This is a genomic window from Desulfobotulus mexicanus, assembly GCF_006175995.1.
GTDB lineage: Bacteria > Desulfobacterota > Desulfobacteria > Desulfobacterales > ASO4-4 > Desulfobotulus > Desulfobotulus mexicanus.
The window spans coordinates 285,389-306,838 of the sequence record NZ_VDMB01000002.1 but is presented as its reverse complement, the minus strand read 5'-3'; the positions used below and the strand labels follow the sequence as shown (position 1 = coordinate 306,838).

The window sequence follows — 21,450 nt, the reverse complement described above, 5'->3', positions numbered from 1 at the left end:
CATCGGCAATACCTCCTTCGCCTTTGTTTTTTTGGGACGAGTCACTACTACTTCTTGTGTTCCTTACTTGATTTTGCCCTTGAGCTTCTGGCTTACCGTATAGGTCTTTTTGGCCTTTTCATCGTAGGCCGTAACCCTTTCATAGATATAAATATCTCCATTCGCACGCTTTTCACGTCGTTCACCGATGTGAGTTTTTCCTGTTATTGGTTTAGCCATGCGTAAATCCTTCTTTAAAGTGTACGCATAGCTATAATGCGCACACGTAAAAAAAGCAAGAAAAAAGCACGGTTTTTCAACTAAACCGTGCTTTTTTCTTGCTTTTTGGGCTTAGAATGTACGCTTTATCCGATTTTCAGGATTGTAACGCCGTGAGTTCAGTGCAGACTCATAGTGCAGGTTGTAGTCCATGATGTTGGTGGTGGGGATGACGGAATAATAGGCCCCCTGGTCCAGAAAGAGCTGATACAGCTTTTCCCTGTCATGGTGATCTAAATCCGCCTGAAGATTTCCGGCAAAGTTGTGGCGCAGGCCCATGGTGTGGCCCACCTCATGGGTGATGGTTTCCTGCATTTCCGCCTGGGCAGCCCTGAGAAACATATCGTCTGTGGCATCGGATGCCAGCCAGAATAACCCTGTTACCCTGAAAGAGAAATTCCCGGTTCAGGGCATCCTTTGAAATGGCAATGCCTGCTTCGCCGTCCCTTTCAATGGCACGAAGGGAAACCTTTACATCGGGATCTGCAGGTTTGGCTCCGTTGCTGCTGCAGGAGGGAAGGATGAGAAGGAAGGGCAGCATGAGGAGAAGAAGCAGGTGGCAGGTATATTTTTTTTGCTGACCGTTGATCGGCCTGTATTCAGTTGGTTTCTTTTTCATTTTACCCCCTTGAGTTTGTTCCCGGCTTTGATGGTCAGAGGCTTTACCAGGGATGGCAAAAACAGAGATACATGAGCCTCCTGAAAAGCGTCCGGTTTATAAAACGATGTTTTTTATTTAGCCTTTCTGGCCTTTCATTGGAATGGCATAAATTCACTTTCTGTACTAAGATGTAGAGTCTGAGATGTTACTCCGACAACTAAAGCTAAGTAAGGGTCAAGAGCTGAGTATTTTTCGTATTTTCATTGTCAGATCCGTTATTGTAAAGGGTTTTTGAATAAATTCAACGCCTTCATCCAGAACCCCGTGATGGCTAATCACGTTTGCAGTGTACCCGGACATGAACAAAAGATGGATGTCAGGACAAATTTCCCTGATCTGACTTGACAGTTCAGCCCCATTCATCTCTGGCATGACTACATCGCTTATAAGTAAATGTATTGTACCAGTGAAACCCTTTGCCATCTTTATTGCCTCACTCGGCAAAGAAGATGCCAGTACAGTGTATCCCACCAGTTGAAGCATGTTTTTTGTCATGTCTAAAATCATAGGCTCATCTTCAACCAGCAAAATGGTTTCTGAGCCTCCAACAGTTTTTTGTTTCTCCGTTTCAGATGAAATAACAGACTCATATTCATCATGCTTTGGCAGATATATTCTGAAGGTGGAACCTTGGCCTGGCTCGCTGTATACATTTATAAACCCGCTGTTCTGCTTAACAATACCGTAAACTGTCGCAAGCCCCAGTCCGGTTCCTTGCCCCACTTCTTTTGTGGTAAAAAAGGGCTCAAATAGATTTTCCAGCGTTTTTTTGTCCATTCCACAGCCGTTGTCACTAACGGCCAGCATTACGAAATCACCGGGGATAAAGCCAAAATGCCCTTTGCAATATTCTTTGTCAAAGGTTTGTATACCGGTTTCTATGGTAAGCTTGCCCACTCCAGCAATGGCATCTCTGGCATTGATGCAGAGATTGACAAGTAGCTGATCAATTTGTGACGGGTCCATTTTTACTGGTAACAGGTGGCTGGCTGATTTCCAGGTAAGGTCGATATCTTCGCCAATGAGCCTTCGAAGCATGTTCAGCATCTTTTCAACGGTATCGTTTAAATCAAGCTTTTGGGGAGAGATGATCTCTTTTCTGGCAAAAGCCAGAAGCTGCTTTGTAATATCCGCCGAACGTTTTGCAGCTTTCTCAATTTCAATAAGATTGTCATACAGATCATGCTTTTCATCTGCCCGCATCAGTGCGAGTTCTGTATGTCCCAGAATCACCCCCAGCATATTATTGAAATCATGGGCCACCCCGCCTGCCAGCCGACCCACAGATTCAATTTTCTGGGCCTGATTGAGTTCGGCCTGAAGTTTTTCCCGTTGTTCTTCGGCCCGTTTATGATCGGTGATGTCATTATTAACAATAACAGCCCCGAGCATCTCTCCACGATCATTAACCACAGGGGCTGTATAATTCAGGATGATTTTTTTCTGACCGTCAAAGGCATCAATTTCCAGAAGCTCATCTTTAATGGTTGACCCTTTTTTAATGGTGTGGGCCAGAGCCCAGTCTTCCGGTAAAATTTCTTCTCCCGATGGTAAACGGCGGGCCTTGAATACGCCGTATTTTTCAATGGGAACTGTAGGTTCAGCACCCCATATTTTTATTCCAGCGGGATTACCCCTGAGCAGCTTACCGTTTTTGTCAGCAAACCATAATCCAATTGGCAGAACGTCAAATATTTTATTTAATGTTAATTCACGCTTGGCAATCTCTTCTTCAGCCTGCTTGCGTTCTGTTATATCCTCGAAAGTAGCATAAGCCTGAAAGGGTTTTGTTTCTCCCTTTTCAAACAGGGGAATGGCAGTTATGGAAAGCCAGACATAAGAGTTTTTTTCCGGAAGAAATATACCCCGGATCACTGGTCCTACTGTCTCTCCGGTACTAAGGGCGATAATGGTAGGATGTTTTGTGTCATCAATATCTATGCCATCTGCATTGATCATTTTCCAGCGCTGGTCCGTGGATGTCTTACCCTGCATTTGTTTGAAAGAGAGACCAAGAATCCTTTCCGCAGCTGGATTAGCTGAAATGATTGTTCCGTCGGCTGCCTGATAAATAACTCCTTGAGCCATGGTTTCGAACAGACGCCTGTGTTTTTCCTCACTGTCCCTAAGGGCTTCCATAGCCTGTTTCGTCTCAACCATTGAACCGATAAGTTTGGCTGTACTTTTAAGTCGATTCTTTGCCATCTCAATAATATAGGGAGGACGGGAATCATATGCCATTGCTTCATAGAGAAGATCTTTATGGTTGAGATGATATAGATCAGCCAGCACTTTGAGTTTTTCAGGATCTTTTGGTGGATCTCCGTACCCGAAGTTGATCACGCCAATTACATTACCACCAGCAAAAACAGGCACAGCGTACAATCGAATGCCGCCATTGCACTCGATATCTACAGGATTACGTCTGGCAATGACCTCTTTGGAGCAGTTCGTCCAGCAGGATTCATGGCACAACCACTGCCCGGAGTTGAGCGCTTCAACATTGTCAGTGGTATTGCAAAGCCTCCGCGAGGCCATATCCATCATACGGCACCAGCCAGAAGCAAAGATACCAAAGGCATAATCGCCGTTTAACTCATAAACAGCTGAAGAAGTCCCGAGTAATTCCAGGTAATCATTGGTAAAGCTTTTCAGGCGTTCATGGCCGATGGACTTCAGTATGATACCATTATTATTCAATTCGGTAAGATCACCATACCCTTGATCATTAATTTCCATCTGGCCACAGATGTTTAAAAGCGGTTTTCTGGACAGCATCCATTCAATTCGTTTTAATTCTTCTTCTGCTATTTTGCGTGCTGTAAAATCCCTTGATGTGAATAAAATATTCTTTGGGTTGCCAGAATCATCAAGAATAAACTTTCCCATAGTCTCAAGCCAGATGTACTCTCCATCTGACTTACGGTACCTGTACTTAACGATTCGGCCATCCTCCCTGTTGACCAGAAAACTTTTGAAAGCAGTTGCAATTTTCTGGTGATCATGGGGATGGACAAGTTCCATGATATTTTTTCCGATAAGGAAGTCTGGCTCATATCCAAGGATTCTGTTGGAAGATCCTATAAATAAATAGTTACCTTCCATGTCGGTAACAGCAACAAGATCAGAGATGCTGTCAATAATGTTATGAAGAAAAAGAGATTTTTCCCTCAGTGCATCCTCCGCCAGCCTGTGCTGAGTAATATCATGGAAAATACAGTGGGTTTGCAGAAAATTCCCCTTTTCATCCCTGAGTATGTTCCCTGTTAGAGAAACCTGAATATATTCCCCGTTTTTTTTTATTAATTTGAATTCAGCCCCTAAAACTTCCCCCATGGACTTAAACCGTGAAAAGTTTTCTGTAAAATTAGCCCGCCAGTCCGGATGCAGAAAATCAGTAAAGGATTTCCCAATAACTTCTTCTATTGTGTACCCAAGGGTATCCAGCCAGATTTGATTGACAGCAATATAGCGGCCATTCTCATCCAGTGACTGATACCCAAGAAAAGCTTTTTCATAAACATTCAATATTTCTTTAGCATATTTATGCTCAGATGCATTTTTTTCCAGTTCATGCAACTTTCTTTCCAGTTCTTCATAAGAAGGCTTTAAAGTCATATTATACCTTTTTTGAATTTCAAAACCATGTAGGAACGGGTATTTGCACCAGCCCCTTAGTTGTTAAAATTCTAAAACAATTAAATTTCTTAGTAATATTCTGAAACTTGGCTGCTATGTTAAAAATTGTCTGATTATTATGAGCAGATCCTTTTAAGCTCTCCCCCTGTCCCATACAGCCACCAGGCCAGAGACACTAAAAGATAAATTCATTGTTTTCATAACTCCGCGTCTTTAGTCATGGGGAGGTTCATCGTAGGCGCAGGGTTATGATTTCCCCCGGGTCAGCATAAAAACCTAGAAAATAGGTCCCGCTGCCGGGGGCAAGGAGAATATCTTTTGAATGATTTCCCATGTCCTGCTGCTCAAAATTTTGATCAAAAAGCCGCCATCGGCCCCTGTCAGCAAGCTCAATGGAAAGAAGGCCTTCCTCAGGGCCTGTTGTCAGACGAATCCAGAAGGTTATTCCTTCTTCTTCCGTGCGAAAAGTATCCTGCCCTCCCTTTGAAAGGGTAGCAATGGAATCCAGAGGTCTATAAAGGCTGCCAGCATATCTGAACCATTCTTCACCATTTTTAAGTTCAATTTCAAGATCAGAAAGGTCTCTGCCCATAGCCATGGGAATTTTAAGGCTCATATCTGCTCTGTGCCCCGCCTGATCCGGCATAAGAGGCTGCCATGTTTCATCATCGCGTATAAAAACATAGCCGGGCAGTTCTTCCGGAATTTCCACCATATACATGGGAGATGCTTTGATATAAAAGAAAAAGGAATTTGCTGGTTCATCCGCAGCCAGCCAGATGCTTCCAGCCCTCTTCTGCCAGGTTTCAGGTGTGCTGAGACCTTTTTTAAGCTGCTGCGCCAGAGGTATTTCAGTGAAGTAATGGCCAGCATAATCTTTCAACACCATGTAGCGTCTGGCATCTTTCTCCTCAAACCTGAATGCAGGTGTGCCTTCATCATCAGAAATAAACCAGCCATCTTTATTATAACGAAGCTTTTCAAACCTGATTTGCCATTCGCTTTCCCCACGGATCTCAATGCCTATGCTGTCTTCTGAAAGCTCTCTGACTCTGAACAAATCCTCGTTGCTGGCATAATGACCGGATATGGCCTCCATATAGCCTTCATGGGGCAGTGAGGCTTGTCTTTCAGCCTGCTCCATGTTTTCAGGGAGACCTGAAAGGCTGCCTTTGTCAACAAGGGCATTGAGGATAATTTTTTCAGCCATGGAGGAAAGATTACTGTTAGAGGCGTTCACGGACAGAATCGTCAGCCCCAGTTTCTCTTCAGGCAGTACCCAGAATTCAGAATTATAGGAAGCAGTGGCTCCGTTTTTAGTCAAAGCCCGGATACCAAGACTGCCAGTAGCGGGGTGGTTCACATTGTCCCATCCAAGGCCAAAGGCCATAGTATCAGTATCCACAACCCTGAAGGAATTCTTTGTCCGATTCTCTTCCATCATTTTCATGGCATCGGAAGAAAGAAAGTTTTTTTTGTTCACAAGCCCTCTGTCTGCAATCATGGAAGCAAAGAGGCTTAAATCAGTAACAGTGGAATAAAGACCTCCGGCTCCATAGAGATTGGCATTTTCCATGGGAAGGAGATTGCCATTTACAACAGAAGCTGCATAGCTGCCTTCGGGAAAAGTCTTAAGGGCAAAACGGCTTCTTTTCATACCCAGAGGGTCAAGAAGTTCTTTTTTCATATATTCTGTAAAAGCCATGCCAGTGACTGCTTCTACAACAAGCTCGGCCAGGGTGAAACCATCATTGCAGTAAACATGCAGATATCCCGGTTCATGTTTCAAGCGGCTTTTCTTTATACTTTCATAGGCGGCAGATCGGTAAGTCGGCCATGGGATATCAGTAAAACTGCCCATATAATGGGAGCCTGCAAGGCCTGATGAGTGGTCGAGAAGCATATTCACTGTGATATCATTATATTCAGGCGAAGCCATTACAAAATCAGGCAGATAGTTGCTCACTGCCGCTCCCGGATCAAGGAGATTCTTGTCTGCAAGCGTCATGATGGCAGCAGCAGTAAGCACCTTGCTCAAAGAGCCAATGGCAAAGAGGGTGTTATGGTCCACAGGTTTTTTGTTTTTTGGATCTGTCATTCCTCTGGAAAGAGTCCAGAGGATTTTTCCGTCGGAAACCAGAGCCATGGAAAATGCCGCATCTTCATCCGTTTCCATGGCTTTTTCCACGGCCTGCTCTGATGCGGCCAGTGCCAGATACTTTTCAGCTTGTGGAGAACTGTTGTTTTTGCAGGAGGAAAGGATGAAAAAACAGAAGAAGAGAGCAGCCAGTATCGGCAGGAAAAAGGTGGAAGTGTTTTTTCCTTTAAATACCATGGCTTTTCCTTTCATGCAGTTGGTGGGAATCCTGCAGGGCGAGATCAACGGCCAGATCGGCAATACCTCAAATATAATGACCGTTGCCTTTCCCCTCTCAAAATTCTTTTGAATACCGATGATCCTGCCACAAGATTACCGTGAAGCTTTCTTTGGGATCTGATTTCCGGGAATTTGTCTTCTTGTAGAGTTACTTAAGATTACCCAGAAAACAGCCACTGGAACTGGAACTGGAACTGCTTGAGGCATGAGAAGAAAAGCTGCCATTGTTTGACTCAGGCTTACGGGAATCCACCCAGTCTCCGGAAACGCCGGCAGAATTAAAATATCCCCGGACAATAATTATTCCATCAGCTCCCATTGCAATAAAAAGACCGTCACTGCCAAGAAGACCGTGCAGTTTATCTTTTTTACCGCCAAAGAAGTGGGTGAATTCTCCATCCATCACTCCGGGTGTCGTTTTTCCTACCTGAAACTCAATATCGCTGAAGGAATAATTCCTTCCGGTAAACCTGCTAAGATCTTCAGATGGCACAGCATTTGCTGTTGCTTCCACCGTAAGGTCATCACTGTTTATAATTGTCACTGTGATCTTGTCCTGGCCCACAGTTCCTGAAAAACGCACATCCGCCTGGCTGATTTTACTAAAGCCTCCTTGCAGGTTTAGGTCCGCAATGGCTCCTGCGCCAGTTTTTTTATTATTGTCCCACATGAGAAGCCGGATCTGATCTCCATCCACCTTGGCAAGAAAAGAACCTTCAACGGAGCCTGTAAGCTGTCCTTGATATATCTGGGCAGATACAGCAAAGGGAAGACACAGGATACAGAAAGCCACTACCGAGAATAATTTTTTCATAATTCCTCCTTGAATGTTTCCTTTAGTAAACTCCATACTCGTTATTTTTTCAAGATAAAGATTTTTATCCCTTTTCTCTTCGCTGTGAAACAGATTTTTAGACTCAGGGAAACTTGTAAAGTTGAGCTGGTGCGGATTTTTGATTGATCGATCGCAGTGTGTCCGAAATATGGAGGGAGGAGGAAATACCTGTTCAGGCCCCCCTGCTTTGCGGCTGATTCTGGAAGGTATTTAAGAAAGAGTAAAAAGCCGATCCTTAAAAATGAAAGGATGCGGCTTTTTGTGTTGTGACCTCTGAATCCAATGGATTTTATACTTCTTTAAGCCAGGCTTGAATTTTTCCCTTGAGATCATCCCTCACCCTTCTGAAGGCAGCGAGTTTTTCCTCCTCACTGCCCTCAGTGGCGGAAGGATTATCAAGCATCCAGTGGTGACGGTTGCCCTCGGAAAGTCCCGGCCAGATCCTGGGGCAGGTTTGCTGGGCCTTGTCGCATACGGTAATCATATGGAGGATGGCTTCCTTTCCCAGATAGGTTCCTATGGCTTTGGGTTTGTGATGGCTGATGTCAATGCCTTCTTCCGCAAGAACGGCAATGGCCATGGGATGCACCTTTTCACCGGGTTCAACACCCGCACTCACAGCCGTAAAACGGTCGCCGCCCATATGATTGAGCAGGCCTTCGGCCATCTGGCTGCGGATGGTGTTGCCATTACAGAGAAAAATAACGAAACGCTTGTGATCGGACATGGGGAGTCTCCTTGATGAAGTTATTGCAAGCCTTCTTAGGCGCTGCCATTTTAAAGATCCAATGTTAGGAAAGGATGAGCAGTCTGATTTTGTCCTGTTTTCATCCACAGGGCCTGTTCATGCAGCTCCGGCAGCGGCTATGATATCTCTCAGATACCAGCTTGCGATGCTGAAATATATCAGAACGCCGCCTATATCTGCAATGGATGTGATGAGTGGTGCACTGGCCGTGGCTGGATCCAGGCCAAAGCGGGTGAGAAGGAAGGGCAGGCTCATTCCCACAAGGCTGCCGAAGAGTACGGTGAGTACCATGGTCATGGCTACCACCACAGCCACATCCGGGCCTGCCCGGAAAATGCCTATCATGGATACTGCAAGGCCCATGCAAAGGCCGATGCCTATGGCAACGCCTACTTCTTTTTTAAGCAGCTTAAGCCAGTCCCCAAGCTTTACATCCCCCACAGCCAGAGCCCGCACCATAAGGGTTGCAGACTGAGATCCTGCATTGCCGCCGCTGTCTATGAGCAGGGGAAGGAAGAAAACAAGTGCAACAACTGCTGCAATGGTGTCCTCAAAGGCTGCAATCCCTGCACCGGAGAAGATATTCATGAAGACCAGTACCAGCAGCCATGGAAGACGTTTTCTCAGCATGGAGAAAAAACCGGCATCCCGGATATTGAGATTGAGGTCAGATACCTTGTGGCTCATGGCACCAAAACGGTGAAAGTCTTCCGTGGCTTCTTCCTGCAGTACATCGGCCACGTCATCGTGGGTGATGATACCCACCAGCACCTCGTTGCCATTGGTCACGGGGATGGCCAGAAGATCATACTTAAGGATTTTTCTTGCAACCTCTTCCTGATCCTCTTCTACCTTTGCCCGGATGGGATCCAGCTGCATGATATCCTGCAGCTTTGTTTCCGGACGGGCGAGAATCAGTTCCCTCAGGGATACGGAACCAATGAGGCTGCGGTTTTTGTTGATGATATAGGCGTAATAGATGGTTTCCTTGTCCGGTGCTTCCAGCCGCAGCTTTTCCAGTGCTTCCCTTACGGTGATATCGGCAGGGAGGGCAGCATAATCCGATGTCATGATGGCACCAGCCGTGCCCTCTGCATAGGATTCCAGCTTAAGGATATCCTGCCTTTCCGCCTTGGCAAGCATGTGCAGCAGCCTGTCTTTACGGATGTCGGGAATGTTGCGGATGAGATCCACCCGGTCATCGGCATACATTGCCTGGATAATAGCGCTCAGTATCTCATCGGACAGCACAATCACCACTTTGGACTGCAGTTCAGCTGTCATGTGGGAAAGGATTTTTGATGCCGTTCCCGGATCAAGCCGGGCCATGAGAAAGTGAATGTCCTGAGCTAAGGCTTCTTCGAGGGCCGCTGCCAGGTCGGCAGGGTGCTGTCTGGTGCAGAAGCGGACCAGTTCTCTCTCATTGTTGCTGCTGATGAAGGTCTGAATGGTGGGGAAAATATGGAGCTTTTTCATGGTTCACCTCAAAAAGATACGCCGCACATGGGAAAGGGCGGCGGAGTGAACCGTGAGAGGGCTAGGAGCCTGTCAGGAGAACTGCCGTCCTTTCAGCACGCAGACGTACTGATATGGCCAGGGGCCTTTTGTGAAAGCGGAATGTTGTGGAGCAACTACTGCCTTCGTCCATTGCTGTTAAGGGTCTCCATTTTCAGGTTGATAATTGACGGGCTGGAAAAAAGCCCTTAAAAAACCGGGCCTGATTAACACAGGGGGCTATTCAGGTCAAGAATATTTTCTGCTTTTTGCAGATAGGGTATGTGAGGGGGAAAGGAGGGAGGAAGATCTTAAAGCAATACTTCCTTCCCCTTTTTTTTCATTGGAGCCAGCCCAACACCTCCTCTTTTTTGGGTACCTTGCCAACCATTTTCACATCTCCGTCAATGATAACGGCGGGGGTTCCGAAAACTCCATATCCTGCAATTTTGAGGAGATCGGATACCTTTTCAATGGAAGCGTCAACACCTGCTTCCGCTACGGCTTCTCTTACAATTTTTTCCGCCTGTGTGCATTTGGCGCACCCTGGACCCAGAACCTTGATTTCCATCTTTGCCTCTCCTTTTTCAGGATTGGGGCGGGGTCTGGCCGGATCATTTTCCGGCAGTTTCCCGCTGAGTTTTTTTACACGAAAAAACTACCATAGAACATACCAGCCGCCGTGGACATGACAATGACCAGCAGGCTGAAAACCGCTGTTTTTTTAACTCCCAGTACACCGGAAACCACCAGCATATTGGGAAGGGAGATGGCAGGACCTGCCAGAAGAAGGGCCAGTGCCGGACCTTCTCCCATGCCTGAACCCATGAGGCCCTGCAGAATTGGGATCTCCGTTAGGGTGGCAAAATACATCAGGCCACCGGCAAGGGCTGCAAAAAGGTTGGCCCCAAAGGAGTTACCGCCCACAAGTCCTGCTATCCATGATTCGGGTATCAGGGCGGGATGACCGGGGCGGCCGAGGAAAAAGCCAGCAGCCAGTACACCAATGGCAAGAAGGGGGGCAATGAGTTTCACATAGTCCCAGGTGGATTCCACCCATGCCTTTCTTTCTTCCTGAATGAACCAGGCCTTGAGCATCCATGCGAGAATCCCCAGGAGACCCACGACAAGGTACCACTTAATGCTGAATAAAAGGGCAAAAACCCCTGTGCTTCCCGCAGCAGGCGGTGCCAGGGTGGCAGACAGAAGGATCAATACCATAACCAGCATGAAACCGCCATCTTGCCAGAGGCTGCGGCCCGTATCCTCTTCATCGGGAAGGTGGAGCTGGCCTGCGGTGCGGGCGGCATCGTCCTTTCTGAAAATAAATGCCATCATGAGACCAATGACAAGGGCAAAGAGAATGGCAGCAATGGCCCGTGCAAGGCCCATCTGCCAGCCCAGAACCCTTGCTGTGAGCACAATGGCCAGCACATTGATGGCAGGACCGGAGTAGAGAAAGGCAGTCGCAGGTCCAATGCCTGCCCCGCGGGTATAGATGCCTGCAAAGAGGGGGAGTACGGTGCAGGAACATACGGCAAGGATGGAGCCGGACACGGAGGCCACGGAATAGGCAAGGATTTTTTTGGCCTGAGCGCCGAAATACTTGAGCACAGCTGCTTGGGATACAAAGACGGAGATCCCTCCTGCGATGAAAAAGGCAGGGATCAGGCAGGTTAGCACATGCTCCCTTGCATAGTCCTGAAGCATGAGAAAGGCTTCCAGGCCGGATCTCCGCATGATTTCATGATCCCAGGGGATGAAATATGCGGCAATAAAAAGCCCTGTGATCCATAAAAGTTTGCTTCTTTCCTGCATGGTTTTTTCCTTTGTAACGGATGGAAGATGCTGTCCGTCATCTGGCGGGCAGGTGATTCATTTAAAAAATTAAGTCTGGTGTGATGCATCTCATTTTGCGATTTGCAGTAAAACCTTCAGGATGCCGCCCGGTCAGAAACAGATTTGCGGATGCGGTCCCTGTGTATTTCCGGGAGGAGAAGCTGCATTTCTGAAACAGCGGCATCGTCTTCCAGCCAGTTTTTTACTTTGGCAAGCATTTCTGCGGCATAGGGATTATCCGTTTCTTTGTCCAGGGCATAGTTCACCCAGGGGCCTTCTTTTTCCCAATGGACAAGGCCCGCTTCTTCCAGAATTTTTAAATGTTTGCTGACCGTGGACTGGGCAAGGCCCATGACTTCCTGAAGCTCACAGACACAGAGGTTGCGTTTTTCCAGCGCTTTTAAAATTTTCAGTCTTCCTGGATCGGAAAGGGCTTTCATAACTTTGATCAGATGTTTCATTTTTATATCCTCCATATCGACATATGGCAATATGTGCTTCTGGCTTGAGCATGTCAAGATAAAAATTTTTTTGTACCCGGGCAGGTTCAGGGTTTGTCCCTGCAGGCAGAACCTTCTTTGTAATTTGGAAATAAATGTAGGAGTTACGCAGTTGCCTCAAAAGTCCAAGCTGGGTGCTCCATATATTTCCTGACAGCATCCCTGATAATTCTGTATTTGAGTTCAAAACAGCTGAGGCCTGTCTTGAAACTGAAGACCGAAAAACGCAAGAATGTCCTTATTGCAAGTCCGATATGATTTCTTTGAGCTTTGGCAGCTCTTACATGAGAGCGTTCCACTCCACAGAACTGTTTAAGGTTACGATGATACTCTTCGATTTTCCATGAAAATTCAGACAGTTGAAGTCGCTTAAGATCATCCATATCAAGATGGTTTGTTGCCCAGTATTCAATTGTTCCATCTTTGCCTGTAATCCCAAAAAGCTTAATAAAACCGAACCCTTTAAGGTGAACCACTTTTCCTGTTTCAGTGGCGTGTACAGATGAAACAGGCACATTGGTTTTACCGTCAGGATTCACCAGGCGGTTGGATTTGAGCCGGGTCAGCCAATACCATCCATATTTTCGAATCACTTTGAGATTCTCAAGACCGGAATACCAACTGTCAAATAAAACGTATGATGGCTCAAATCCTTGATTTTTAGCTTTTAAAAGCATATCGGAGAAGTGATCATTTTTAGTTTTACCATCCTGTTCTTTATTATAAATCCTATAATCACAGGGGATGATACGATCACCGTCCGTCCATAAAAGCGTAATCAAATTAATGCCTTTTACAACGGCGTGGTGCTTTCCTGACCAATGCCTGGATACCAGCTCAATATGTTGAGCGTACAGTTTGTCCAGTGTTGAGTCGTCAAGAACCAGCACACCCTTTTTCAAAATAACGTGCTGAATTGCTTCATTACGAAGAGCCGATGCTGAAGGCGTAAGCCTGTGAAGAAGTCGATTGATGGAATCATGCGCAGGAGCATTTTTTTGCTCCTGTAAAACTCTCTCAACCTCTGTGCAGGTAAAAATTTTGGGACTTGCTGTCAAAAAAGCCATGTAATCATATTCAGAAAATTTTGGTGGATTCATAATCTTTAAACCTTAAATGGAACCGGTAAAAACATCAACTGCGTAACTCCTAAAGATAAAGAAAAAATCTAATCTGCCGAAAAAAAGAGAATGCGAAGGCTTTTTTATAAAAAGGCTGTCTTTTTCGAATCAGCCGGACAGATTAAAACTGACAAAAAAAGGAGGCAAAAATGAAATTTAAAGGAATAATACTGGGAATCTGTCTTTTCTTACTCCCCGGACTCCTTTTTGCCCAAAACATCCCAAGGCATCCCAACCCGGACTGGACACCACCGGGCAACAGACATAATTATCCCGGCTATGAAATACGGGAGCAGAAAAAACAGAATCACCCCACCTGGCAGAGAAACACAAACCGCCCCGGTGGAAACACACGGGGCGGAGGCACAACGGACTATTATGATTACAGGTCCATCTCCCAACAGACAGGGCGCATGGAAAACCGCAGGAGTGAAAAAATTATTCCCTGATGGAAAGAAGGCTGCCCATCATCTCATCACTCACACTTATTTGCCTTGCATTGGCGGCATAGCCCCTGCTGTCTTTGATGGAATGGACAGTTTCTCTGGCAAGATCGGTTTCAGAGGGAAGCACAGGAGGCTCTGCCCTGCCCTCCACACCCTGCACAGCGGTCTGCTCTGGGGGAAAAGCATTTTTGGGAGTCACATGAACCTCAGGACCGGCACCCCTGGGGCCTTCCACAAGCACAGCATTCTGTGGACGAAAACCATCTGTATTCACATTGGCAACATTGTGGGCCGTGGCAGAAAAACGGGTTCCAATGGCTCTCATGGCAGTGGCTCCGACACCTATGGATGGCAGCATGGCATTCTCCTTTTATAAAATACTGAATCTTTCATTCTTTTTTTATGATACGCATCCAAAAGTATCAGGTCAATACGCTCCCGAAACAATTTAACAAAATGGAGTTTTCCCTTGAAAACAGCCGGAATCATCATTGGTATTCTGCTCGTCCTTGCAGCCATTCCCTTTGGAATGGTTCAGTTTTTCCCAGAAAAAAGCTTTGCTTTTGCTCTGGATTCTGAACGAAAAAAATCCGGCCTCATCCGAAAAGAAATCCATTTCGGAAGAGACCTGCACTACGTTTATCTGGAAGGAGGACAGGGAGAACCCCTTATACTTCTCCATGGTTTCGGAGCTGACAAGGATAATTTTACAAGAATGGCCCGTTTTTTAACTCCCCACTACAGGGTCATCATACCGGACCATACGGGCTTTGGAGAATCCGCCAGACCGGAAGGCGCCTCCTATACCCCTGAAGAACAGGCCAAAAGACTGCATCAAATGGCAGAAGGCCTTGGAATCACCAGCATGCATATGGGCGGCAGCTCAATGGGCGGGCAGATTGCCATGGTTTATGCTTCCATGTATCCGGATCAGGTGGAAAGCCTCTGGCTTTTAAATCCCGGAGGTCTCTGGGACGGTCCCACCGCAAACGCATGGGAAACAATGGTGGCGGATAATAATGAGAAAAACCCACTGATTATTGAAAAGGAAGAAGATATTTTCAGCCTTCCCTCCCTTGTCATGGAAAAAGCACCCTATACACCAAAAGCTTTTCTGCGGGTCATTGCCAGAGAACGCATGGAAAATGCCACTCTGGAAAAAAGGATTTTTAAAGATATTCTCAGCAGCAATGTCAGAGAAAAAATATCAGGACTTGAAACGCCCACCCTCATCGTATGGGGCAGCGAGGATAAAGTACTTCATCCGGGGAATGCAGAAATACTCCACGGTCTTTTGCCTAAGTCCAGCCTTATTCTCATGGAAGGTATCGGACACCTCCCCATGCTGGAAGCACCGGAGCAGAGTGCTGAGGACTACCTGAACTTCCGGAAGAATCTATAACTCGATGTTCAAGTTTTCCGATTATTCAGGGAACTCAGCAAACAGCAACCATGTCTAACATATTGATTTTAAAGGAAACAACACTTGCGCCTCGTTGTTTTGCATGTAATAAAATCAGCGGATTATAAAAAACTTGAACATCGAGTTATAGAGTACAGACCCGATCGAATAGAGCCTCGTGAGCATAAAAAAAGGCCTAAAAAATTTCCAAGACTCAATCATCCAAAAAATAAAAAAACTTGAAATTATGAAAAAATGGGTAACTTCTCAATAAGTGCAGGAACAAAAAAACAAACTATATTTACAATGATTTAAAGGCATGGATTATCAAAGTAAAATCAGCCAAATGCATCTTATGCATGTTGTATGCTAAAAATAAATATTTGAAATTATTGGCAGCGTCGTTGGCATTATAATTGCTTTGGTTCAAAAAACTAAGACCGTAACCACTTGATTTAATTATCGCCTGCACTTATTGAGAAGTTACAAAAATGGGATGTTAAATGCACTACCATTAACCCATTTTTTTCTCAAAGCTTCAACCTTAGGAGTTACGCAGTTGCTTTTCAAGTATCTGATTTTACACGAACCCTTTGATGCAATGCAATATTGGTGTCCATAAAAATCAGTATGTTAAAATTCAACTGCGTAACTCCTAAACCTTTTAAAAAGAGGTGACGGGATACTCCGGATAATCAACATAATCCAGCGCCAGAACCATGGGGTGAAAATGGTCTCTTTTTTATTGTCCACAGCACGGATAATATCCTTTGCCACCCTTTCCGGTGTTACAAGCAGCAACCCCGGCAGGGACAAATCCTTTGTCATGGGTGTGTCCACAAAGCCCGGACGAATAAGAAGCAGATGCACTCCGGATTGAAAAAGCCTTGCCCGCAGACCTTCACAAAAGGTTTCCACCAATGCCTTAGCCGAGCCATATACGTAGTTGGAAGGCCTTCCCCTGAGGGCAGCCACCGAAGAAATTACCGCCATGCAACCACTGCCCTGTTTTTCCATCATGGGCGAAATGGCCGTAAGCAGGCTCAGGGTACTCATCCCGTTAGTGGCTAAAGCCTCCATGGTGACCTTAACATCACCCTCGCAGGCCAGCTGATCAGGCAGTGTACCGTGGGCCAGCAAAACCAGATCCACCTGACCAAGCTCAAAAAAAGCCTTTTCCAGCATCAGAGCATGGGCATCCGTATCATTGACATCCATGGTATGGGTATAAAAGCTTGTGGCTCCCCTTGCAGCCAGATCCTCTCCTGTCTGCTTCAGTTTTTCCCCATCCCTTCCCACCAGAAAAAAACGGGCTTTTTTCTCAGCCCACATCCGGGCTGTGGCAGAAGCAATTGCAGAATAAGCACCAATGATCAAAATATTTTTCATGAAATCAMCCTTTTCCAGAAACGGGAACACAARCCAGAATCCCTGAGGGCTTCCAACTCTTCCCACTGGGGATAAAAATGTTTAAAATCAGAAGCAGACATCACAGCATCCTTGGCCGGATACAGCCTGCCGCCGGTTTCACGCACCAGTGCATCCATCTTTTTAAACAGGTCGTCATTAAGGTCTCTTCTTGGAAAATCCAGAGCAAGGGTAATGCCGGGAAGGGGAAAGGACATAAGACCTGGAGATGGAATATTGCCACATCGCTTGAGAACAGCCAGAAAAGAACCAGTAGCTGAACCAGATATCATGGCCAGCAGTTTACGGATACCATGTTCCGCCTCCTTTTCCGGGATCACACACTGATACTGCTGAAATCCCTTTTTCCCGTAACATCGGTTCCAGCCATCAATACTGTCCAGCGGATAGAAAAAGGGTGCATAGGACTGGCTTATATATTTTCTGCCCGGCGAAGCCATCTGGTAATAAAGCTTGTTCATCCAGGGTAAAGTGAGGTTGTTCACCGCAGAAAAAGGAAAGGTAAAGGGAATGCCAGGCCTTGCTCCGGTATCCGGCAAAAGGGGGCCTTCTTTGGCGTGATTCCCTGCCATAAAAATACCCCTGCCAAGATTTCTTCCCTTTGCAAGGCAGTCTATCCATGAAACCGTATATTCATGTACAGGGTCAAGTTCTGAGGAAAGGGCAAAAAAATCATCCAGTCCGCCAAAACGCACATTTAAAATATCCATATCCGTCGAGGCAATGGCAAGGAGAGAAAACTCCACCCATAGAATGATGCCGGTGAGACCAAGCCCTCCGATGGTGGCCCTGAAAAGCGCTGCATTCTCATCCGCCGAGCATATAAGCTCTGAGCCATCGGAGCGGAGCAGGCAGAACCTTATCACATGACAGCCAAAGGTTCCGCCGACATGGTGGTTTTTTCCATGGACGTCATTGGCAAGGGCACCTCCCAGGGTGACATAGCGGGTTCCGGGAGTTACGGGAAGAAACCAGCCGTTGGGGATACTTAAGGCAAGTACCTCTTCAAGGCTCACTCCTGCTTCCGCACGAAGAACTCCCCTTTCCCAGTCTGCAAAAATAAACCTTTTAAGATGACGAAGATGCAGCACCTGATCACTCAGGGCAAGACAGGAATCACCGTAGCTCAAGCCATTGCCAAAGGCCAGTGTGGAACCGTGATCCCTGACGAGCTTTGCCATGGTATCATTTAAATCTTTTCGCCAGAAAACAGGGTGTGGCGTCTGGGCAAAGGGGGGAAAAAAACCCCATGAATATAAATGCTCTGTTTTCATAGGGCCATCCAGAATATGAGTCCGAGTAAGAATCCGACAGCAAGGCTGATTTTATCTCTGACGGCAAAAACAACCGGATCATCATGCATTTCTCCCCTGTGGGAAAGAAGCCAGATACGGCTTATCCAGAAAAGAAGCAATATGCAGGCAGACCATATCCATTCAGGTCTGGCATAAAGCTTACTTGTGGCCTCATCCTGAATATAAAGGGCCAGTACCAGCACGCAGAGGTAGCCTGCAACCACACCCATGACAAGGAGAAGTCCCATGTCTTCAGTATGATAGCCTCTGCCAAGAGGCTTTCCTCCTCCATTGTTTTCAAGATTCAGGTGCAGCTCCGCATAGCGCTTCACCAGGGCAAGGCTTAAAAATATGAACATGGAAAAGGCCAGTATCCAGAAGGTCAGGGCAACATCCACGCTCAAAGCTCCCGCCACAAGCCTCAGGGTATAAAGAAGGGCAAGGGTAAAAACATCCACAAGCACAAGGCGCTTAAGTCCAAAGGAGTAGGCAAGGGTAAGGCTGTAATAAGCGACAAGGGCAAAAAGAAAAGCTATCGGCAGAAACAGAAAGGAAAGCAAAAAGGAAATAAGCAGCAGAAGAGGAAAAACAGCAAAACCCATGGAAAGGGACAGTGCCCCCGAAGCAAAGGGTCGCATGCGCTTGGAAGGGTGTCTCCGGTCTTCTTCCAGATCCAGCATGTCATTGAGAAGATAAACGCTGGATGCGCAGAGGCCGAAACAAAAAAATGCCAGTAAAGCCTGAAGGAAAAGGCCCGGTTCCAGCATTCTGTGGCTGGCCAGAAGGGGAACAAAAATCAGAAAATTTTTAACCCACTGGTGAAGGCGCAGGGCCTTCGGCCAGACAGAAAAAAATGAAGCCTCTTTTTTTAATACCAGAACCACATTCCCTGTTTTTTCTGCCCGGGCCGTAAGGCCGGGAGAAGGATTCACAACCACAGCCTTTTCTGCTGCAACCCATACGGGAATATCTCCATGGGCATTGCCCATATAATCAAAACCTTTTTCGCCAAAGGCTTCAATCAGAGCATCCCTTTTGGTCTTTGCTGAAAGATTGCACTTCCCTTCTGTAGCCATGACCTCATCAAATAAACCCAAATATTCAGCAACGGCATGGGCATAGAGGGAGTGACTGGCCGTTGCCAGAATAATTCTTCGACCTGCTGCACGCTCACCTTCAATGTAGTCAAGCACACGCTGATCATAGGGCAAAAGCTCCGGCAAGGGATTCACCGCTTCCGCAAGGCGCTGTTTCAGAAAGGCCTTTCCCTGAAACAACCAGTAAAAAAGCAGAAAAATACGCAAGGGTCCCGTTCGTATAAAGCGCAGTGCAGACTCAAAAAGAAGATCGGTCCGAATCAGGGTACCATCCAGATCCACAACCAGAGGTGACACCATCTTATTTGACCTGTCCGGTTTTATGTAACGGGAGTACCTTTGGCTGCCATGCGCTCAACGTATTCAAGTTTGTAAATCGGGGGACAGGACTCGGGGCTGATCCTTCCGATGATACATCGTTTATTTCTGGATTTTCCCTCGCAATAGGATTTTGAATCATAAAGCTAACCATTAATTCCAACTTTTTATTTCACGATACAAGCCATACTTTCATTTGTTGCAATATCTTATAGTTCCGGCCACATGACCTGATACTTCTTTTTAGGTGAAAGGCATTGAAATATAAACTCTTTATCTTAATTATTAGCATCAAGTTATTTGACCGGGACTATACCATTGAGTTCATAAAGCGTTGTAGGCATACAAATTAACCTGGTACTGAGGCTATAAATCTATAATTTGCCCCTTATCGGAAAATGGTAGCCGGATACCTACAACATCGCCTAAATTAACTATTTCCATTTGCAACCCAACTGCTTCAATCATTGAGTATATTCTTTGTGCTTCAGCCAGAGAAGTAATGATAATCGAGCCATTTGGCATTCCGTTGAGACGATCAATCATTTTAGTATCCAAAATTGACGGTCTCGAAAAAGTATCTCGTCGAGTTAGGAATCTCCAGATTAAAGGGCGTTCAATAAAAAGGTATCCTTCAGTCTCAACAAGTGAACGTATTAATTCCACTGCTGCCCTTTCTTGATTGCCTGCAGTGAAATTATTAAATGTAATATTTCCTCTCATCGGTAATGCTGGAGATCCAGATTCTTCCCAATTAATGATAGCACTTGTAACACCATTCAAACCTTGTAGAGCCAGCATAGATAATAATGAAAGCGAGACTAAGCCTATTGATAATGAGGCCACCCTTGAGGTGACCATAACAGGAAAAAACGCTAACATTAAAACTATTATTGGAACTGCTGGCGCAATCAGCCGGACGTCGATTTGGTCAAATGAACTATGCGTTCTCATTGCCAGCAAAGCAACCAGATATAACATTGTAACTGAAATTAAAACTAAAGCATACTTTAGGCGAAGTGCTATGTCTGGTTGACTCTCTCCGGCCCATGAGCCCTTTGTAGCCACAATTCCAAAGATAACTATGCAGGCCAATATGATTCCGAGAACAATACTTATCAAAGAAGTTGGCAAAATGGTCATAAATGCTTCGGTCATATGAATTAAGTTATCTTCTAGGCCGAGCGAGGATGGAGAACGAGTACCGCCTGAAATATTTTCTGTAACTCGATAGTTGTCAGCAAGAAATAGCACTACGAACAAAGTGTACACCAATAAACCACAAAAGATTATGATACGATCAAAATGATCCTTGCTACTTAGGGCATAGATAAGTGGAAACAACAAAATCATTGCCACGCCTATATATCTTGTTAAGACTAACGTAAAACCTAATGCAACAAATAGCCCAATAAAAATCGATTTTTGCAACACCTTATCACTAGGCAAGCGAAGATATTTAAAAATTACCAATACCATACCCAAAAGAATTGGAACAAATAGCGTTTCACTCCATATGTAGGTGTAAATCAGCACCATTGGAAGAGTAAGCATTGTTAACACAGCAAATAACAATGATATAAGCCAATCAATCTGAGCTGTGCGAAGAATCAACAGACTAATAGTACCTGAAAAGAAAAGCAATATTACAGATAAAAATCGGACACGTTCCACATCAAATGAATTTTTTATAAAGCATGACAGCAAAGCAGGGTACGCAGGCGGCCATAGTCGCTGGGGCGAATAGCTACTGGTTCCAGCGGTATCAAAAGCTAAGTTTGTCGTAACTAATCCCTTACCGTTACTAAGATTGGATCCGATATCAAGGTAAGAAATTGAATCAGGAGAGGTGGCGCTTCCGTATGGTGTAAGTGCTTGGATAAGAAAAACCGCTATCAGCAGAAGAGTCATAATAGAAACGATGTGGAATCCTATACTTGATTTTATGTCTGTCACTATACTTTACTTTCAATATGATTTTTGTTTCTGTTT

18 protein-coding genes and 1 pseudogene are annotated in these 21,450 nt (G+C 45.6%); 2 read left to right on the top strand and 17 right to left on the bottom strand.

Going from position 1 to position 21,450, the window contains the following annotated elements:
- The 12 genes and pseudogenes from FIM25_RS16990 to FIM25_RS03400 form a co-directional block, all read right to left on the bottom strand.
- Window positions 1-219, bottom strand: a pseudogene (locus FIM25_RS16990) (IS1634 family transposase); the annotation flags it as partial.
- Between the two features lie 111 nt (window positions 220-330).
- Window positions 331-573: a zinc-dependent metalloprotease gene (locus FIM25_RS03450; RefSeq protein ID WP_179953125.1), complete on the bottom strand. Its 243-nt coding sequence runs from the start codon at window positions 571-573 to the stop codon at window positions 331-333.
- Window positions 551-877 carry a hypothetical protein gene (locus tag FIM25_RS03445; RefSeq protein WP_139446318.1) on the bottom strand — a complete coding sequence of 109 codons (327 nt, stop codon included), beginning with the start codon at window positions 875-877 and terminating at the stop codon, window positions 551-553. Before FIM25_RS03445 ends, FIM25_RS03450 begins: the two co-directional genes overlap by 23 nt.
- 216 nt (window positions 878-1,093) lie before the next feature.
- A complete protein-coding gene (locus tag FIM25_RS03440; protein WP_139446315.1) occupies window positions 1,094-4,537 on the bottom strand; it encodes a hybrid sensor histidine kinase/response regulator in 3,444 nt (1,147 codons plus the stop codon).
- Between the two features lie 250 nt (window positions 4,538-4,787).
- Window positions 4,788-6,893: a serine hydrolase domain-containing protein gene (locus FIM25_RS03435; protein WP_179953124.1), complete on the bottom strand. Its 2,106-nt coding sequence runs from the start codon at window positions 6,891-6,893 to the stop codon at window positions 4,788-4,790.
- A gap of 190 nt (window positions 6,894-7,083) precedes the next feature.
- Window positions 7,084-7,749 (bottom strand): hypothetical protein, encoded by a 666-nt coding sequence (locus FIM25_RS03430; protein WP_139446309.1) that lies wholly within the window; start codon window positions 7,747-7,749, stop codon window positions 7,084-7,086.
- A gap of 310 nt (window positions 7,750-8,059) precedes the next feature.
- Window positions 8,060-8,497, bottom strand: a complete 438-nt coding sequence (locus FIM25_RS03425; RefSeq protein WP_139446305.1) for an arsenate reductase ArsC — start codon at window positions 8,495-8,497, stop codon at window positions 8,060-8,062.
- Between the two features lie 117 nt (window positions 8,498-8,614).
- Window positions 8,615-9,994 carry a magnesium transporter gene (mgtE, locus tag FIM25_RS03420; RefSeq protein WP_139446303.1) on the bottom strand — a complete coding sequence of 460 codons (1,380 nt, stop codon included), beginning with the start codon at window positions 9,992-9,994 and terminating at the stop codon, window positions 8,615-8,617.
- A 358-nt stretch (window positions 9,995-10,352) separates the two neighbouring features.
- A complete protein-coding gene (locus FIM25_RS03415) occupies window positions 10,353-10,583 on the bottom strand; it encodes a thioredoxin family protein (RefSeq protein WP_139446301.1) in 231 nt (76 codons plus the stop codon).
- Window positions 10,584-10,657: 74 nt separating this feature from the next.
- Window positions 10,658-11,830, bottom strand: coding sequence for a permease (locus FIM25_RS03410; protein WP_139446299.1), 1,173 nt, complete (start codon window positions 11,828-11,830; stop codon window positions 10,658-10,660).
- Between the two features lie 116 nt (window positions 11,831-11,946).
- Window positions 11,947-12,312 (bottom strand): ArsR/SmtB family transcription factor, encoded by a 366-nt coding sequence (locus tag FIM25_RS03405; protein ID WP_139446297.1) that lies wholly within the window; start codon window positions 12,310-12,312, stop codon window positions 11,947-11,949.
- Between the two features lie 143 nt (window positions 12,313-12,455).
- Window positions 12,456-13,451, bottom strand: a complete 996-nt coding sequence (locus FIM25_RS03400; protein ID WP_139446294.1) for an IS701 family transposase — start codon at window positions 13,449-13,451, stop codon at window positions 12,456-12,458.
- A gap of 170 nt (window positions 13,452-13,621) precedes the next feature.
- Here FIM25_RS03400 and FIM25_RS03395 point away from each other — a divergent pair, with 170 nt between their 5' ends.
- Complete coding sequence (locus FIM25_RS03395) at window positions 13,622-13,921, top strand: hypothetical protein (protein WP_139446292.1); 300 nt, start codon at window positions 13,622-13,624, stop codon at window positions 13,919-13,921.
- Here FIM25_RS03395 and FIM25_RS03390 read toward each other — a convergent pair.
- On the bottom strand, window positions 13,911-14,276 hold the full coding sequence (locus FIM25_RS03390; RefSeq protein WP_139446291.1) for a flagellar basal body rod C-terminal domain-containing protein: 366 nt from the start codon (window positions 14,274-14,276) through the stop codon (window positions 13,911-13,913). The genes FIM25_RS03395 and FIM25_RS03390 overlap by 11 nt on opposite strands.
- Window positions 14,277-14,387: 111 nt before the next feature.
- Between FIM25_RS03390 and FIM25_RS03385 the strand changes: the two genes are divergently transcribed.
- Window positions 14,388-15,320: an alpha/beta fold hydrolase gene (locus FIM25_RS03385; protein WP_246051985.1), complete on the top strand. Its 933-nt coding sequence runs from the start codon at window positions 14,388-14,390 to the stop codon at window positions 15,318-15,320.
- Between the two features lie 633 nt (window positions 15,321-15,953).
- Here the strand turns inward: FIM25_RS03385 and FIM25_RS03380 are convergent.
- From FIM25_RS03380 to FIM25_RS03365, 4 genes are all read right to left on the bottom strand, one after another.
- Complete coding sequence (locus FIM25_RS03380; RefSeq protein ID WP_139446289.1) at window positions 15,954-16,709, bottom strand: SDR family oxidoreductase; 756 nt, start codon at window positions 16,707-16,709, stop codon at window positions 15,954-15,956.
- Window positions 16,706-18,022, bottom strand: coding sequence for an FAD-binding oxidoreductase (locus tag FIM25_RS03375; protein ID WP_139446287.1), 1,317 nt, complete (start codon window positions 18,020-18,022; stop codon window positions 16,706-16,708). The genes FIM25_RS03380 and FIM25_RS03375 overlap by 4 nt, the downstream gene beginning before the upstream one ends.
- The gene (locus FIM25_RS03370; protein ID WP_139446284.1) at window positions 18,019-19,440 is read right to left on the bottom strand and encodes a UbiA family prenyltransferase; all 1,422 of its coding nucleotides are present in this window, start codon (window positions 19,438-19,440) and stop codon (window positions 18,019-18,021) included. Before FIM25_RS03370 ends, FIM25_RS03375 begins: the two co-directional genes overlap by 4 nt.
- A gap of 384 nt (window positions 19,441-19,824) precedes the next feature.
- Window positions 19,825-21,414 (bottom strand): hypothetical protein, encoded by a 1,590-nt coding sequence (locus tag FIM25_RS03365; protein WP_139446281.1) that lies wholly within the window; start codon window positions 21,412-21,414, stop codon window positions 19,825-19,827.
- Window positions 21,415-21,450 lie beyond the last annotated feature (36 nt).

Bases quoted from the DNA above. Each gene is read 5' to 3' on its own strand.
- FIM25_RS03450 (WP_179953125.1), bottom strand. From the start codon at position 573: ATGCAGGAAACCATCACCCATGAGGTGGGCCACACCATGGGCCTGCGC.
- FIM25_RS03445 (WP_139446318.1), bottom strand. From the start codon at position 877: ATGAAAAAGAAACCAACTGAATACAGGCCGATCAACGGTCAGCAAAAA.
- FIM25_RS03440 (WP_139446315.1), bottom strand. From the start codon at position 4,537: ATGACTTTAAAGCCTTCTTATGAAGAACTGGAAAGAAAGTTGCATGAA.
- FIM25_RS03435 (WP_179953124.1), bottom strand. From the start codon at position 6,893: ATGGTATTTAAAGGAAAAAACACTTCCACCTTTTTCCTGCCGATACTG.
- FIM25_RS03430 (WP_139446309.1), bottom strand. From the start codon at position 7,749: ATGAAAAAATTATTCTCGGTAGTGGCTTTCTGTATCCTGTGTCTTCCC.
- FIM25_RS03425 (WP_139446305.1), bottom strand. From the start codon at position 8,497: ATGTCCGATCACAAGCGTTTCGTTATTTTTCTCTGTAATGGCAACACC.
- mgtE (WP_139446303.1), bottom strand. From the start codon at position 9,994: ATGAAAAAGCTCCATATTTTCCCCACCATTCAGACCTTCATCAGCAGC.
- FIM25_RS03415 (WP_139446301.1), bottom strand. From the start codon at position 10,583: ATGGAAATCAAGGTTCTGGGTCCAGGGTGCGCCAAATGCACACAGGCG.
- FIM25_RS03410 (WP_139446299.1), bottom strand. From the start codon at position 11,830: ATGCAGGAAAGAAGCAAACTTTTATGGATCACAGGGCTTTTTATTGCC.
- FIM25_RS03405 (WP_139446297.1), bottom strand. From the start codon at position 12,312: ATGAAACATCTGATCAAAGTTATGAAAGCCCTTTCCGATCCAGGAAGA.
- FIM25_RS03400 (WP_139446294.1), bottom strand. From the start codon at position 13,451: ATGAATCCACCAAAATTTTCTGAATATGATTACATGGCTTTTTTGACA.
- FIM25_RS03395 (WP_139446292.1), top strand. From the start codon at position 13,622: ATGAAATTTAAAGGAATAATACTGGGAATCTGTCTTTTCTTACTCCCC.
- FIM25_RS03390 (WP_139446291.1), bottom strand. From the start codon at position 14,276: ATGCTGCCATCCATAGGTGTCGGAGCCACTGCCATGAGAGCCATTGGA.
- FIM25_RS03380 (WP_139446289.1), bottom strand. From the start codon at position 16,709: ATGAAAAATATTTTGATCATTGGTGCTTATTCTGCAATTGCTTCTGCC.
- FIM25_RS03370 (WP_139446284.1), bottom strand. From the start codon at position 19,440: ATGGTGTCACCTCTGGTTGTGGATCTGGATGGTACCCTGATTCGGACC.